Source organism: Campylobacter sp. (assembly GCF_052170435.1).
GTDB lineage: Bacteria > Campylobacterota > Campylobacteria > Campylobacterales > Campylobacteraceae > Campylobacter_A.
Genome location: NZ_JBQNAN010000011.1, coordinates 12,898 through 28,276 on the forward strand (window position 1 = coordinate 12,898; position 15,379 = coordinate 28,276).

Consider the following 15,379-nt stretch of genomic DNA (forward strand, 5'->3'; position numbering starts at 1 on the left):
AAATTTAGCCAAAGCGGCCGAATTTTACAAAGCCTGCTTAGCTTTGGCCCAAATTTTCCCTGATTTTGCTCTTTATCGCCTCTAGCTCCTCGCCCTCAAATCTCATCAGCGTTCGCTCCACGCCGTGCTTTATCATCCCCTCTTTGTCGCACGGCACGAAGTCCCAGTCCTTTTGAAATACCGCGTGCTTGCCCATAGTTTGGTTGCCGTTGCGCTGCGTGTAGCCGTTTTCGTTTAGATCGTTATCCCACGGACCCCACTCAAACGCCCCGCTAGGCCCAAACAGCGCGATCACGGGCACGTCGTTGGCCGCGGCTAGGTGCATGATTGCCGTATCCACGCCGATAAACATCGCGGAGCGCTTTGATAGAGCGGCGGTCTGCTTTAGGGTGAGTTTGCCGCCTAGATTTACTGGGCTAGAGGAGCACAGCGCCAGCACGTCGTCTAGCTTTTTTAGCTCGGCGTCGTTGTTATCGGCCGTCAGCACTACGCGCACGCCCAGTCCTTCGCAAAAGTCGATGATATGCGCCATAGTTTCGTCGTCAGCGCACTTAAACATCCAGCGGCTAGTTAGGTGCACGTGGATAAATTTAGGCGGTAAATTTAGATGGCTGATGCAGTCCGGATCAAAATACACGCTCACTCGTTTGCCGCTAGGCTCGAGTCCTAGCGCGGCCAGGGCGTCTAGGTTTCTATCCACGGTGTGGCGCAGGCCACCTATTTTAGGGGCTTTGTGCGTGATTATTTTATTTACGGCTTTGTTTTTGCCCTCAAAGCCCACGATGGTTTTTATCTTGGCGTATTTTGCGACGATGATGCCGCGGTCGCCCGTCGTGGTCTGCACGGCGATGTCGTATTTTTGCTTTTTGATCGCGCGGATAAACTTTAGCTCGCGCCAAAGTTGTTTAAAAAAGCCGACCTCTTTTATATTTGCGCGGTCGTAGATGTGGATGTTTTGGACGTTCGGGTTGCCCTCGATCATCGCCTCGGTGCCCTTGTTTAGCGCGAAATCTATCTGCGCGTCAGGGTAGATGCGGCGCAGGTTTTCGATGAGCGGAGTCGTGAGTAGCACGTCGCCGATGTTTCTAAATTTCATAACTAGGATTTTGATTTTTTTATCTTTCATTTTACGTACTTCCAAAATGTGTATTGCGCATAAAGCCTTGCTATCACGTAGCCGCGCCAGCCCTCGCGCCAGCCGCCTTTTAGGAAAAATAGCTTAAAAAACGTCCATGCGGGATTTAAAACGGCCTTAAATTTACTTGATTTTGCGCTCTTTGCGCCAAGGCTCGAATAGCGATTTTGCTTAGCGATAAACTGCTCGATGCTGTCGTAGGCGTAGTGTTTGAAGCGGTTTTTTAGCCTGCCGATTTCATTTTTTTGGGCGGTTAGATTTGCGTCTTTTGCGGCGTCTGCTTGGATTTGTTCGCCTGTATTTGCCGCGCTTTTTAAAACGACCTTTTCGTGTATTTCGCGCCCGTCAAATTCCGCCTGCATCTTGTCAAACAGCCTAACCGTGTAGTCCGGGTAAAGCCCCATCGTGCGCACTTCTTTGCCGAAAAATATATTTGCGCGCGCCACCTCGTATGCGCAAAACTCGGGGCGCTGCAAAACCTGCAAAATTTCCTCTCTCAGCGGCTCTAAAATCACCTCGTCGCTATCTAGCACGAAAATCCAGCGATTACGCGCTAGATCCACGCCCAGCTGCTTTTGCGCGCTAAATCCCAGCCATTTTTGCTTGTGAAATTTGACGTTTTTAAACCCAGAGCAAATTTGCTCCGTCGCGTCGGTAGAGCCGCTATCGACCACGACGACTTCGTCTGCAAATTCGCAGCTTTTTAGCACCTCGGCGAGGTATTTTTCGCTATTAAGCGTGAGGATAACTACGCTTAGCATTTATAAATTTCCTCGTTAAAATGCTTAAATCGTTTGTGAAACCAAAAGTACTCGTCCGGCTTCTCGCGTACGGCGGCCTCGGTAGCGTCTGATTGAGCTTGCGTTGCCTTTAGCACGGCGCCGTCTTTGTCAAAATCCCTAACATCAATCGGCGGAAAAAAGCAAATTTCGCTGAGGTTGCGCCCTTTTTCGCGGATAAAGGCCGGCACGATGAGCGCGTCGGTTTTTTGCGCAAAGATGCTAACTGCAGGCGTATGCAGGACTTTTTGTCCGAAAAACTTTACCTCTACGCCTTCCTCTTTGGCGGTGTTTTGATCGACTAGGATGCCCACTAGTCGGCGCGCCTTAACCGCTTTTAAAATTTGCTTGGCGCCGCCCATTTTATCGATTAGCTCGATATCAAAGCGGGTGCGGTTTGCCGCCAAAATGCGCTGCATGACCGCGCTATCAAGAGCGCGTCCGACGATGCTAACGCCGCCGAATTTCGCCGCCATCGCTAGAGAAAAGAGCTCCCACTGCCCGTAGTGCGCCGTTTGCACGATGATCGGGCGACCCGAAGCAAGTGCGTTTTGAAAGATTTGCTCGTTTTTAAATTCGACTTTTTCTAGGATTTTTTCCTTGCTCGCGTTTTGATTTTTTATAAAATTTACCGCAAATTTGGCGTAGTTGCGGTATGTGTTTTTTACGATCTGCTCTTTTTGCGCGGCCGTGAGCTCGCCAGCATAAGCGAAATTTAGATTTGCCCTGATGATTTTGGTGTGTTTGGCGTCAAATTTATAAAACAAAAACGCGATGAAATTTAAAAAAGGATCCAGCAAAAACGCGGGCGTAACGGTAAAGATAAATTTAAAAAATCTATAAAGCCAAAGGTAAAATAAATCACGCATCAAGTAGCCTTTTTGCCGCGTTTGCGATAGCCTGCGGCGCGATATCTCGCACGCAAAAGTCGCTTTTATCTATCTTTTTCGCGTCTATTTTTTTGCCCGCGTCTAGCGTTAAATTTACGGGGCTAGCAAAGGCGTTTCGCTCTGCGGGGCGGTTACCAAAAAGCGTGATAGAGGGGCGATTTTGCGCCCAAGCGATATGCGTTACGCCGCTATCGTTGCCGATAACAAGGTCGCAGGACGAGATAAAATTTACGAGCTCTTTTAGGCTCAAATTTAGCGGTTTTGCGTTTGAGTTTTTGATCAAATTTAGAGCTTTTTTTTCCTCGTTTTCGCCGTTAAAGCAGACGAAAATTTCATTTTGCGGCTCGTCTAGCAGAGCGATAACGTCTCCAAATTTATCGTAAATTTTACTCGGCTCGCTAGCAAAGGGCGCTATCAAAATTTTCTTTTTTGGGCTTTGCGATTTACTTTGCAAAGCGTTAAAACAAGGCTGTTTGGCTAAAATTTCATCCTCGCTAAAACTAAAGCCTAAGGCAAAAGCCGTAAGTTTTAAATTTCGCAAGATGATATTTTCGCCGTAGTCGCAGCTAAATTTATGTCTGTAAAATAGCGCCGCAAGCGGTTCTTTGGCGCTAAATTTATCAAATCCGTAACTGTTTTTGCCAAGGAGCTTCGCAACCGCGGCAGATTTGATCAGCCCTTGCAGATCGATGATGTAGTCAAATTTGCCCTCTTGCTTAGCAGAGGCTATCAGCTCCAAACTTTTTTTGTATTCGCCATTTTTTAGCGGCAGCGACACGACGCGCGAAATTTGCGGGCAAAGAAACAAAATCTCGCTAAATTTAGCGTCGGCAAACCACGTTATTTTGGCTTGCGGCAAGTGCTTTTTGATAAACTGCAGCACGGTCGCCGCATGGACGATATCGCCCAAGGCGGAGAGCTTGATAACGGCGATGTTTGGGGCTGGGTTTTTATTCATTTATCGCTTTTATAAAGATTTTTAGCTATCATTTTAGGCAAAAATAGCTAAAAAAGGTTTGAAATGGCTAAAAATTATATCTGTGTTTTTGACTGCGAGACGGTGCCCGATACCGCGCTTTTGCGTAAAATTGACGGCTTTGAGGGAAGCGACGCGGAGGTGGCGAGGCAGGCGTTTGCCGCGCAAAAGGCAGCGAGCGGAAGCGAGTTTTTGCCCGTGATGTTTCACCGCGTCGTGGCGATCTCTGCGGTGATGGCGGACGAATACGGTAAATTTTTGCGCGTAAGCACGATGAAGGGCGCAAACGAGCGCGAAATCCTAAATAAATTTATCGGTTTCGTAAACTCGCACAACCCGCGCCTGGTGAGCTTTAACGGGCGAGGCTTTGATCTGCCGATGATTTTAACTCGCGCGATGAGGTACAACGTCTCGTTTCCGAGCTTTTACGAGGTCGAAAACAAGGAGCTTGGTAAAGGCAAATGGGACGGCAACTACCGCGACAGGTATAGCGGCAAATTTCACTTCGATCTGCTCGATCACGTGAGCGAGTTTGGCTCCGTGCGCGGGCTAAAGCTCGATACTCTTTGCGCGAGCTTAAATTTGCCCGGCAAATACGACGTGCACGGCGATCAGGTGATGGAGCTGTTTTTTGACGGCAAAATCGACAAGATCAACGAATACTGCGAAAGCGACGTGCTAAACACCTACTGGCTTTTCCTAAAATACGAGCTTTTGCGCGGAAATTTGACGCTTGATGATTACGCGGACGACATCTCGGTGATGAGCGAGTGGCTCGCGGCAAACTGTGCGCAGATGGGCTATACGCCGGTATTCTGCGAGGCGGTCGATCGCGAACTCGTGCGCCTTGAAACGCAAAACTACGAGGATGAGCCCGAGCTCAATGACGACGACGAGCAGGCCGGGGTGGAGGAGTATTACACCGAAGAAAATATGCCCGAGATAAATTTAGACGAGCAGTGATGGATTTTTAAATTCGGCGAGCTAAACGGCTGAGAGCTCGGCAAATTTACCATACGCGCTGTTGTTTTGCGGGCGCGGTCAAATTTGGCGCGCTTTGGTGCTGAGTAGGCTCGCGTTTGCTCGGCGAATTTCATTTTGTAAGCGGTTTAAAATTTGCAAAAACGCATGGCGTCAAATTTAACGATAGGCGCGCAATGCGGTGCCGTAAAATTTGCCGCGATTAAATCAAATTTGACGCAATGGCGACGTAAAAACAAGCCGCTAAATTTCCGACAAAAACCCGCTAGTTTAGTACTTTATCTCCTGCGCGCCGTAGCCTTCGACCGCGCCAAAGAGCTTAACTGCGTCTTTTAGCGGATATTTGTTGCCAAACATAGAGATTTCGCTTTGTCCTCTTGCAGTCTGATTTATCCCAAATACCCTTCTTAGCTCGTTTTCGAACAAATTTGGATCGTAATCCACGCTTTCTTTGTACGAAGCGTCCAAAAATCCCTCCAAGTACGCCTTATTTACGGCTTTTCTGAGCGATTTGTCGTCTATTAGCTCCGCGTTGCCGCTCGCCTCGTCAAAGAGCTCCACGTCTGCAAAATCCTTGGCGAATATCGTCTCGAAGAGTCCGAGCCCCGGCAGGATGACGTCGGCTTTTTTGTTGAGGAAAAAGCGGTTGTCGTTTACGCGCACTTTTCGCCCTTTTTCCATAGCTAAGGAGCTATCGATGCGGGCGCGTTCTATCGCCGCAAAGGCCGAGAGACCGATGATGTTGCGGCGGATGACGACGTCGGCTTTGGTCATGACCTTAAAGCCTTGGCCGCCATCGCCAAAGTCGGCCGTTCGCGGCCACGTAAAAAGCATGGTGTTGTAGTTAAAGTCGATTTTGACGGCATCGGCTTGATTTTTCGCGCCCCAAATTTCGCAGGCGCTGATAGCGTTTGCGACAAAGACGTTGTTTGCGATATTTACCTCGCCGTGAGCGCCTAGTCTCACCGCTGAGTTGTTGCCGTTGCTAAAGACGCTGTTTCGTATCGCAAGCTCGCCGCCACCTAAAAATTTACCGCCCAAAAGCGGCTTGGCGGCCGTAATGACGTTTGTAGTCTTGCCGTTTTGACCGACTCCGGGCGGGAGGACTAGCATACCCGTTTCCACACCTCTTGGCTTGCCTCTGCTTGGATCATAGGCGTTTGAGTCGCCCTTGTCAAAGATAATGCCGTCCAAAACGAGCCTCTCTCCGGGCGCTGCGACGACGTCTAGCTCGACTAGCGGATTTGACGAGCCCGTGCCGTTAACGGACGCAGGCGGCATGATGCGTGTTTGATACTTTAAAACATCGCGCGCGGCGAAGTCCTTGGAGTAGCCACCGTAGATCTCGACGGGCTTTTTTATGAGGATAAAGCCCTTGTCTCTTAGCCCGTAGTAGTTGCCCTCGGCGACGTAAATTTTATCTCCTTCTTGGGCTATCTGGGCGGCTTTTTCGATGTTTTTTAGTGGCGCTTCTTTGGTGCCCGCGTTTGCGTTGTCGCCCAGGTCTTTTGAGACGTAGAGCTCGGCTGCGTGTCCGAGCAGGGCAAATGCACTAAAAAGGCAAGGCAGAGCGGCTTTTTTGATACTAGGCATCGTCGTCTCCTCGTGTAAATTTGACTAGTTGATTATAGCAGTAAAATAGTAAAAAAATTAAAAGTTTATTTAAGAATTGCTACGTAAATTTGCAAGTTTAAACGTCAAATTTGACCCCAAGGTCGCGCAAATTTGTTCAAATTTTACTTTCCGGCGCGCAGGCTAACGGCGAAATAAATGAGATTGTGCTAAAATAACGTCAAATCACAAAGGAAAAAACATGAAAATTTTAGTAACTGGAACGGCGGGATTTATCGGATTTCATTTGGCAAACGCCCTTGCAAAAAGAGGCAACGAGGTCGTCGGATACGACGTGATAAACGACTACTACGACGTAAATTTAAAGCTCGCGCGCCTAAAAACGGCGGGCTTTGAGACAAGCGAGATCGAGCAAGGCAAGCTGATAAGCTCAAAAACGCAGCCTAATTTAAAATTTATAAAGGCCGATCTAGCCGATACCAAGACGATGAAAGAGCTTTTTGAGAAAGAGAAATTCGACTGCGTCGTAAATTTGGCCGCGCAGGCGGGCGTTCGCTACTCGCTAATAAACCCGCAAGCCTACATCGACAGCAACATCACGGGCTTTATGAACATCCTTGAATGTTGCCGCCACAACCAAACTAAAAATCTAGTCTACGCAAGCTCTAGCTCGGTCTACGGTCTAAACGAAAATATGCCGTTTTCTACGCACGAAGGGGTAAATCACCCGATCAGCCTCTACGCCGCGACTAAAAAAAGCAACGAAATGATGGCGCATACGTATTCGCATCTATTTGGCGTACCGACTACGGGGCTGCGATTTTTCACCGTTTACGGTCCGTGGGGACGCCCTGATATGGCGCTGTTTTTGTTCGTAGACGCCGCGCTAAAAGGCAAGAAAATCGACGTCTTTAACTACGGCAAGATGAAGCGCGACTTTACCTACGTGGACGACATCGTAAAGGGCATTATAAAATGCGTCGATAACCCTGCCAAGCCAAATCCCGCGTGGGACGCGAAGCATCCGGATCCTGCCACCTCAAGCGCGCCGTTTAAGGTCTATAATATCGGCAATAATAGCCCCGTCGAGCTCATGGACTACATCAAGGCCGTCGAGCTAAAAATCGGCCGCGAGATAGAAAAAAACTTCCTCCCGCTGCAAGCCGGCGACGTGCCTGCGACCTTTGCGGACGTGAGCGATCTGGTGGCGGACTTTGAGTATAAGCCCTCAACTAGCGTAAATGACGGGGTGGCTAGGTTTATCGAGTGGTACTGTGAGTTTTACGGGGTTAAAATTTGAGATTTTTCGCGCTCTTGCTGGCTGTCTTTTTAAATTTTGCTTTGGCGGCGCAGGGCGAAAATCTAAGCAATGCAGCGAGCGCAGATGCCGCTAAAAAAGATAAATTTGAGCTTTTAAAACTTAGCGAATACAAAGGCCAAAACGTCGGCGGCTGGCTAGCTAGCGAGAAGCTTGACGGCGTGCGTGCCTACTGGGACGGGCGAAATTTGCGTTCACGAAACGGTAAAATTTTAGCCGCGCCAGAGGCTTGGAGCGCGCATTTTCCGCCATTTGCGCTCGACGGCGAGCTTTACACGGCGCGGGGCGAATTTGAAAAAATCCAATCGATCGTGATGGATAAAATGCCCAGCGTCGCGGCGTGGAGCGAGGTTAAATTTTACGTTTTCGACGTACCTGAGGCCGTAGGCGGACTTTTAGAGCGGCTTAGCGAGCTAGAAAAATTTATCGCAAAGAACCCGCAAGCCGGGCAAAATTTAAAGATAATCAAGCAGGTAAAAGTAAAAGATAACGCCGAATTTGAGGCGTTTGCCAAGCATATCGTCGCAAAAGGCGGCGAGGGTGCGGTCGCGCGAGAACCAAATGCGCCCTATGAGCGAAAACGAAGCAAAAACGCGCTGAAATATAAAAAATTTAAAGACGCCGAGTGCGAGGTGACGGCGGTAAACGCGGGCGCGGGCAAATACGCCGGGCTTATGGGCTCGGTAACCTGCAAGGCGCTTGGCGCTGCGGGCTCAAACTCCGACGAACAAATTGCTAGCGGAGTAAAATTTAAGATTGGCTCGGGCTTTAGCGACGAAGAGCGCGCAAACCCGCCTAAAATCGGCTCGATAATAACCTATAAATATCAAAATTTAACCGCGAAAGGGTTGCCGAGGTTTCCCGTGTTTTTGCGGGTTAGAGAGGATTAAATTCGGCCGTTTCGGGCAAATTTGCCCGCTTGGTCGCTTTGAGGTCGGTGCCGTAAATTTACGCTCGGCGCGCGGTATGGCGGCTAAATTTAACGCTTGCTTTTCTCGTGTTTTGTAAAACATTGCCCGTCAAGCCGAGTTAATTCTTTTTCTACTATTTGAAACAGTTGCGTCAAAAATCGCTCGTTTTACGCAGCTGTGGCTCTCTTGGGTAAATTTCACAGACGCATTGCTGCAAAAGTTTTCTATAAGTTTAATCTACATATAATACCGAAGCTATCTAGAATCGCTCATCTTTTAAGGAGAAAATTATGAAATATGTTTTGCTTAGTTTAATGGTCGCAAGTTTTGCTTTTGGTACAGCGATTGATTGCAATAAAAAAACGCATTGCAGTCATTTTAGTAGTTGCGCAGAAGCAAAAGAGTACCTAAAAAAATGCGGAAGATACGAGGACGGCGGCACTCAAAGAACAGACGGCGATAATGACGGCATACCATGCGAAAGACAATTTTGTGATAAAAAAATAATAATTCAATAAAATCACACGTAATGCAATATATTCGTAAATCATAATATAGGAATCACGATGAAAATTTTAATAACAGGCGGAGCCGGCTACATCGGCTCTCACGTGCTAAAGGCGCTTTTAAAGCAAGGCGGGCACGAGATAACGGTCGTGGATAATCTCTGCAAAGGCACTACAAAGGCGCTTGACGCGCTTGAGAAAATCGGTAAATTTAAGTTCGTAAAGGCAAATTTGGAAGATGATTTAAGCGGGATTTTTGCGGAGGGCAAATTTGACGCGATTATCCATTTTGCCGCATTTATCGAGGTTTTCGAAAGCACGCAAGAGCCGCTAAAATACTACCTAAACAACACCGCAAATGTCGCTAAAATTTTGACCTATTGCAAAGAGTACGGCGTAAATAAATTTATCTTTAGCTCCACGGCAGCGGTTTACGGCGAGCCCGAGATCGGCGAGGTCGATGAGCAAACCGCGGCAAATCCGATAAATCCCTACGGCCGAAGCAAGCTAATGAGCGAGTGGATCATCAAAGACTACGCCGCTTCAAATGAAAATTTCAAATTTGCGATTTTACGGTACTTTAACGTCGCGGGCGCCGACGAAGAGGGGCTCATCGGGCAAAACTATCCAAACGCCACGCACCTAATCAAAGTCGCGACGCAGACGGCTCTGGGCAAACGCGAAAGCATGGGAATTTTCGGTAGCGACTATCCGACCGCAGACGGCACCTGCGTGAGGGACTACATCCACGTGAGCGACCTAGCCGACGCGCATCTAAGCGCGCTGGAGTATCTAAACGAGCATGAAAAAAGCGAGACCTTTAACGTCGGCTACGGCCGCGGCTTTAGCGTAAAAGAGGTTATAGAAACGGCTAAAAAAGTAAGCGGGGTTGATTTTAAGGTTATTAACGCGCCTCGCAGACAGGGCGATCCAGCGCGCCTCATCGCAAAGCCAGAAAAGATAAGAAATTTAACCAACTGGCGGCCTAAAAGAGAGGATCTAGCGCTCATCATAAAAACCGCGCTTGAGTGGGAGAAAAGGTCGTGAGGATCGCAGTCGTAGGCGCTGGCTACGTGGGGCTCGTTAGCGGCGCGTGCCTAGCCAAAATGGGCAACGACGTCATATGTGTGGACGTGGACGAAGCCAAGATAAACGCGCTAAATAACGGCGTTATACCGATTTATGAGCCAGGCCTTGGAGAGATCGTGGCGGAGTGCAGGGCAAACGGCGCGCTCAAATTTAGCGTCGATATAAAAGAGGCCTTGGCACACGCTAGCGTGCTATTTATCGCAGTGGGCACGCCTATGGGCGCGGACGGGCAGGCTGATCTGCGCTACGTGCTAGAGGTCGCAAAAAGCATCGGACAAAATTTGACCTCGCCGCTAATCGTCGTGGATAAATCAACCGTCCCCGTGGGCACTGCGGAGAAGGTTAGCGAAGTGATCGCTAGCGAACTAAAAAAAAGAAACCTGGACGTCAAATTTGAGGTCGTCTCCAACCCCGAGTTTTTAAAAGAGGGCGCGGCGGTCGAGGACTTTTTAAAGCCCGATCGCGTAGTAGTGGGCGCTAGCAGTGAGTGGGGGCAAAGCGTCATGCGCGAGCTTTACGCGCCGTTTATGAAAAATCACGATAGATTTATCGCTATGGACGTAAAATCGGCCGAGATGACCAAATACGCCGCAAACGCGATGCTAGCGACTAAAATCAGCTTTATAAACGAGATCGCGGGTATCTGCGAGCGCGTGGGAGCGGACGTAAATTTGGTGCGAAAAGGCATCGGCAGCGACTCTCGCATCGGCTATAGCTTCATCTATCCTGGCTGCGGATACGGCGGCAGTTGCTTTCCAAAGGACGTCGAGGCGCTCATCTACACCGCTAGACAAAATGGCTTTGAGCCGCAGGTTTTAAGCGCGGTAGAGGCTAGAAACGCGGCGCAAAAAACGGTGCTTTTTGAAAAAATTTCAGCATTTTTCGGCGGAAATTTGAGCGGCAAAACGGTGGCGATTTGGGGGCTAGCGTTTAAACCAAACACAGACGATATGCGCGAGGCTAGCTCGCTAGTGCTCATAAAATCGCTAGAAAACGCGGGCGCAAACGTCGTCGCCTACGATCCAAAAGCCGCAAACGAAGCCAAAAAATATCTACCTAACTCAAATTTAAAATTCGCCCCAAACAAATACGACGCGTTAAACGGAGCCGACGCGCTCGCGCTCGTGACCGAGTGGAGCGAGTTTAGGTCGCCTGATTTTATGGAGATGAAACAGCGGCTAAAAAACGCCGTGATCTTTGACGGGCGCAATCAATACGACGCCAAAAATCTGGCAAATTTAGGCTTTAAGTATTTCCAAATAGGAGTGAAATCATGAGGAAAATTTTACTTTTTATCGCGGCTTGCGTGCTGCCGTTTGCGCTTTTGGCGGGCGAAAACGCGGCAAAAACCAAGGAAAATATTTTTGAGCTACCTATCTCAAAGATGCCGCCTGATTATTTTAAATACGAAGTTGCGTTTTTTAAAGAAATGAAAACCGACTGCAACTTTGCCTTTTTGCTCGGCGGAAAGATCGAGGAAAAAGAGGACGCGCGCGGGATTTATTACGAATTTAGCGGCGGCGACGAGCTAGCGCAAACGATGATGCTCTGCAAGGACGGAAAGAAAAAGAGGCGGGTTTATTATGAACTCACTCAAATTTTACCGGGCGTTAGCCCTATTAAAATCATAACTCCGCAAGGCGTAGGCGCGGAAATAAGAGTGTATGAGCGCGTAAAAAAGATAGAATCAAAAAAAAATTAAAAAGGAAAAATAAATGAAAATAGCCGTTATCGGACTAGGATACGTCGGGCTGCCTTTGGCGGCGGCGTTTAGCGATAAATACGAAGTTGCGGGCTTTGACGTCAATGCCGCCCGCATCGAGGAGCTTAAAAGCGGGTATGATCGCACGCTGGAGCTTAGCGGCGAACAAATGAAAAAAGCGATAGAGAACGGTATGAAATTTAGTCTAAATTTGGACGATATAAAGGATTGTAACTTCTTTATCGTTACTGTTCCGACGCCGATAGACAAAAACAAGCGCCCGGACCTAACGCCGGTTATAAAAGCCACGCAAAGCGTCGCTAAAGTGCTAAAAAAAGGCGATATTGTCGTGTATGAAAGCACGGTGTATCCAGGCGTCACGGAGGAGATTTGCGTGCCGCTACTTGAGCAAAGCGGGCTTAAATTTAACGAGGACTTTTTCTGCGGATACTCGCCCGAGCGCATAAATCCGGGCGACAAAGAGCACACGGTAACTAAAATCAAAAAAATCACAAGCGGCTCGACACCCGAGGTAGCCGAAAAAGTCGACGAAGTCTACCGCTCGATTATTACGGCTGGCACGCACAAAGCGCCTACTATCAAGGTCGCCGAGGCTGCCAAAGTCATCGAAAACACGCAGCGCGATATAAACATCGCCTTTATGAACGAGCTTGCGATGATATTTAACAAGATGAACATCGACACGAACGCTGTTTTGCAGGCGGCGGGTACAAAGTGGAATTTCTTAAATTTCCGTCCGGGACTAGTGGGCGGCCACTGCATCGGCGTGGATCCTTATTACCTCACGCACAAGGCGCAGGAGCTTGGCTTTCATCCCGAGATGATCCTAGCCGGACGCCGTATAAACGATAATATGGGCAAATACGCCGCCGATCAGGTCGTAAAGCTAATGATAAAAAGGGGCGTTTTGATAAATTCGGCTCGCGTTTTGGTGCTTGGGCTTACGTTTAAGGAAAACTGCCCGGATATCCGCAACTCGCGCGTGATAGACGTGATCGAGGAGCTTAGGGATTTTGGGTGTCGCGTGGATGTCTACGATCCGTGGGCGGACGAAACCGAGGTGAAGCGCGAATACAGCTTGACGCCTCTAAAAAGCTTTGACGAGGCGGACTACGACTGCGTCGTGATCGCCGTCGCTCACGATAAATTTAAAGGGTTAAAATTTAGCAAAGCTCTCGTTTACGATATCAAAAACGTTTACGAAAACGCCGACGCAAGGCTATAATGCTCGTAAATTTGATCAGCTCCATCGTCGTTTTTATCGTCTCGATGGGGATAAATTTTTTCCTCACGCCCTACATTTTAAAGAGCCTAGGCAACGAAGCCTACGGCTTTGTCGGGCTGTCTAACGCTATCGTGGCCTATGCTTTGGTCGTAACCGCGGCGATAAACTCCGTTAGCGGCCGCTTCGTCGCGTACGAGTGGCATAGAGGGGGTACCCGCGCGGCTAATGCCTACTACTCGTCGGTTCTAGTCGTAAATATCTTTTTTTGCGTTCTTATTTTGTTTGGTGCGGGCGTTTTTATCTTAAATTTACAAAGCGTGCTAAACGTGAGCGACGCGCTGCTAGGCGACGTGCGGCTTACTTTCGCGTTTTATTTTATAAATTTTTGCGTCGGGCTTTTTAACGGCGTCATCAGCGTCTCGATGTTTATCAAAAACAAGCTCTACATCATCTCCGTTCGCAACGCCGCATCTAGCGCTATTTTGGCCGCTCTCATCGTGGCGCTTTTTTATTTTTTTAGACCGATGATCGCCTATATCGCGATCTCCGCTCTAGTCGCGTCGCTCTTTGTTTTTTTTACGAGCGTTTGGGTTTCGCGCCGCATCACGCCCGAGCTTAAATTTAACCCGCGAGAATTTGACTTTGCGCGGATAAAAGAGCTTTTGAAATCTGGCGTCTATAATAGCTTTAACGCCCTAAACCGCGTGCTTATGAGCGGTATGGATCTGTTTATCTGCAACATATTTTTAAGCGGCAACGCAACGGGAATTTTAGCCGTTTCAAAGGCGGCTCCGATTATTTTAGAGAGCTTTGTGGCGCAGCTTAGCGCGATATTTGCGCCCAAATTCGTCGAGCACTACTCCAAATCAAATTTGACCGCGCTTGTTGCGGAGGCTAAATTTTCGATGCGAGTTACGGCATTTGTCATTAGCGTGCCGGCGGCTATTTTTGTGGCTTTCGGGCGCGAATTTTACACGCTTTGGTTGCCGTTTAAAAGCGCGGACGAGATAAGTCTAATCTATAATCTTTCGATGATAACTCTAGTGCCGATTATATTTATTAGCTATGTTTTTTCGCTTTTTAATCTCGACGGCGCGACGAATAAACTAAAACGCCCCGCGATAGCAAACACGATTTTGGGCGCGGGCACGATTTTGGCGCAGATTGCCGTGCTTAAATTTACGACTTACGGCATTTACGGTATGACGGCCGTCGGCGCCGCGCTTTATTCGGTGCGCATTTTGGGATTTGACCTCATAAACGCCGCGTTAAATTTGAGCCTGCCGCTTACTACTTTTTACGGCGTTTATTTTAAAAATTTAGCCGTTTTCGCAGCCGTTTGCGGACTGTTTTTTTGGCTGCGAAATTTCGTGCAAATTTCAAGCTGGGGCGAATTTGCCGCGTATTCGGCTGTTTTGCTTGCGCTCGGTTACGCCGCGAGCCTGTTTTTGATTTTTGATAAAAGAGAACAATTAATCGTGATAAATAAAATCAAATCGAAGTTTAAAAGATGAAAAATTTAGTATTCGTTATTTCGCTAAAAAGCGACGAGGCGCGCAGGCAAAAGCTAAAAGAGCGGTTTAAAAACTACGGCGAATTTAAGCCGGTCGAAGCGACCGACGGCAGGGCGATGAGCGCAAAGGAGTACTACGGTTACGCGCTGCCTAGCCTTGAGGCTTACGGCAGACTATTAAGCCCGTCCGAGGTCGGTTGCTCGCTCTCTCACGTGCGCGCTTACGAGGAGTTTTTAAAAAGCGAGGCCAGCTTTGCGCTCATCTTAGAAGACGACGTCATCGGCGATGAAAGCGGCGTAAAAAAGGCGTTTGAAACGGCTGCTAAGATGGAGGCGGGCTCGGCGCTCATTTGCGGCGCACAAGACGGGCTGGATGGACGATTTAGCGCATTTGGCAAAAAGCTGGAGGAGGATTTTTGGCTGGTCTCAAAGCGCTCTTACGGCACGATTTACCGAGCGGCGGCCTACGTGCTTGATAGGCGCGCGGCCGAAAAGATCTTGCAAACGCACAAAAAGGCGCTTTGCGTGGCTGATTTTTGGCGGATTTTGCTTTTACAAAACGGCTTAAAGATGTATTTTAGCGATATTTTCGCGCATCCGACCGATCTAGCGGACTCAAATATCCAAGCCGAGCGGGTGCAAAGAGCGCAGGCAAAAGTCTCGCCGCTAGCTCGTCTAAATAGCTTAAAATATGTCGCCGCAACGCGCCTTGAAGCGGCAATTTTAGGCTATGAGCGGATATTTAAAAGATAGGAAACTAA

15 protein-coding genes are annotated in these 15,379 nt (G+C 48.5%); 10 read left to right on the top strand and 5 right to left on the bottom strand.

Annotated features, from left to right (window positions below):
• Positions 1–37 precede the first annotated feature (37 nt).
• Genes rfaQ through waaC form a run of 4 tightly spaced genes read right to left on the bottom strand, consistent with a single transcriptional unit; the run spans position 38 to position 3,762 of the window.
• Complete coding sequence (gene rfaQ / locus ACTTJF_RS05860) at positions 38–1,126, bottom strand: putative lipopolysaccharide heptosyltransferase III (RefSeq protein WP_442551163.1); 1,089 nt, start codon at positions 1,124–1,126, stop codon at positions 38–40.
• Positions 1,123–1,896: a glycosyltransferase family 2 protein gene (locus tag ACTTJF_RS05865; RefSeq protein WP_442551164.1), complete on the bottom strand. Its 774-nt coding sequence runs from the start codon at positions 1,894–1,896 to the stop codon at positions 1,123–1,125. The genes rfaQ and ACTTJF_RS05865 overlap by 4 nt, the downstream gene beginning before the upstream one ends.
• Positions 1,890–2,783 (bottom strand): lipid A biosynthesis lauroyl acyltransferase, encoded by an 894-nt coding sequence (locus ACTTJF_RS05870; protein ID WP_442551165.1) that lies wholly within the window; start codon positions 2,781–2,783, stop codon positions 1,890–1,892. The genes ACTTJF_RS05865 and ACTTJF_RS05870 overlap by 7 nt, the downstream gene beginning before the upstream one ends.
• Positions 2,776–3,762, bottom strand: coding sequence for a lipopolysaccharide heptosyltransferase I (gene waaC / locus ACTTJF_RS05875; RefSeq protein WP_442551166.1), 987 nt, complete (start codon positions 3,760–3,762; stop codon positions 2,776–2,778). Before waaC ends, ACTTJF_RS05870 begins: the two co-directional genes overlap by 8 nt.
• Before the next feature lie 63 nt (positions 3,763–3,825).
• Between waaC and ACTTJF_RS05880 the strand changes: the two genes are divergently transcribed.
• A complete protein-coding gene (locus ACTTJF_RS05880; RefSeq protein ID WP_442551167.1) occupies positions 3,826–4,743 on the top strand; it encodes a 3'-5' exonuclease in 918 nt (305 codons plus the stop codon).
• 288 nt (positions 4,744–5,031) lie between these two features.
• Here the strand turns inward: ACTTJF_RS05880 and ACTTJF_RS05885 are convergent, their stop codons facing one another.
• On the bottom strand, positions 5,032–6,354 hold the full coding sequence (locus ACTTJF_RS05885; protein ID WP_442551168.1) for a DUF1565 domain-containing protein: 1,323 nt from the start codon (positions 6,352–6,354) through the stop codon (positions 5,032–5,034).
• Positions 6,355–6,574: 220 nt separating this feature from the next.
• Between ACTTJF_RS05885 and ACTTJF_RS05890 the strand changes: the two genes are divergently transcribed.
• The 9 genes from ACTTJF_RS05890 (at position 6,575) to ACTTJF_RS05930 (ending at position 15,371) form a co-directional block, all read left to right on the top strand.
• Complete coding sequence (locus ACTTJF_RS05890; protein ID WP_442551169.1) at positions 6,575–7,633, top strand: NAD-dependent epimerase; 1,059 nt, start codon at positions 6,575–6,577, stop codon at positions 7,631–7,633.
• Positions 7,630–8,541 carry a DNA ligase gene (locus tag ACTTJF_RS05895; RefSeq protein WP_442551170.1) on the top strand — a complete coding sequence of 304 codons (912 nt, stop codon included), beginning with the start codon at positions 7,630–7,632 and terminating at the stop codon, positions 8,539–8,541. The genes ACTTJF_RS05890 and ACTTJF_RS05895 overlap by 4 nt, the downstream gene beginning before the upstream one ends.
• 311 nt (positions 8,542–8,852) lie before the next feature.
• Positions 8,853–9,080 carry an excalibur calcium-binding domain-containing protein gene (locus tag ACTTJF_RS05900; RefSeq protein ID WP_442551171.1) on the top strand — a complete coding sequence of 76 codons (228 nt, stop codon included), beginning with the start codon at positions 8,853–8,855 and terminating at the stop codon, positions 9,078–9,080.
• Positions 9,081–9,128: 48 nt separating this feature from the next.
• Complete coding sequence (gene galE / locus ACTTJF_RS05905; protein ID WP_442551172.1) at positions 9,129–10,115, top strand: UDP-glucose 4-epimerase GalE; 987 nt, start codon at positions 9,129–9,131, stop codon at positions 10,113–10,115.
• On the top strand, positions 10,112–11,434 hold the full coding sequence (locus tag ACTTJF_RS05910; protein WP_442551199.1) for a UDP-glucose dehydrogenase family protein: 1,323 nt from the start codon (positions 10,112–10,114) through the stop codon (positions 11,432–11,434). Before galE ends, ACTTJF_RS05910 begins: the two co-directional genes overlap by 4 nt.
• On the top strand, positions 11,431–11,859 hold the full coding sequence (locus ACTTJF_RS05915; RefSeq protein WP_442551173.1) for an ecotin family protein: 429 nt from the start codon (positions 11,431–11,433) through the stop codon (positions 11,857–11,859). Before ACTTJF_RS05910 ends, ACTTJF_RS05915 begins: the two co-directional genes overlap by 4 nt.
• A gap of 13 nt (positions 11,860–11,872) precedes the next feature.
• On the top strand, positions 11,873–13,105 hold the full coding sequence (gene tviB / locus ACTTJF_RS05920) for a Vi polysaccharide biosynthesis UDP-N-acetylglucosamine C-6 dehydrogenase TviB (RefSeq protein WP_442551174.1): 1,233 nt from the start codon (positions 11,873–11,875) through the stop codon (positions 13,103–13,105).
• The gene (locus ACTTJF_RS05925) at positions 13,105–14,619 is read left to right on the top strand and encodes an MATE family efflux transporter (RefSeq protein ID WP_442551175.1); all 1,515 of its coding nucleotides are present in this window, start codon (positions 13,105–13,107) and stop codon (positions 14,617–14,619) included. The genes tviB and ACTTJF_RS05925 overlap by 1 nt, the downstream gene beginning before the upstream one ends.
• On the top strand, positions 14,616–15,371 hold the full coding sequence (locus ACTTJF_RS05930) for a glycosyltransferase family 25 protein (protein WP_442551176.1): 756 nt from the start codon (positions 14,616–14,618) through the stop codon (positions 15,369–15,371). Before ACTTJF_RS05925 ends, ACTTJF_RS05930 begins: the two co-directional genes overlap by 4 nt.
• Positions 15,372–15,379 lie beyond the last annotated feature (8 nt).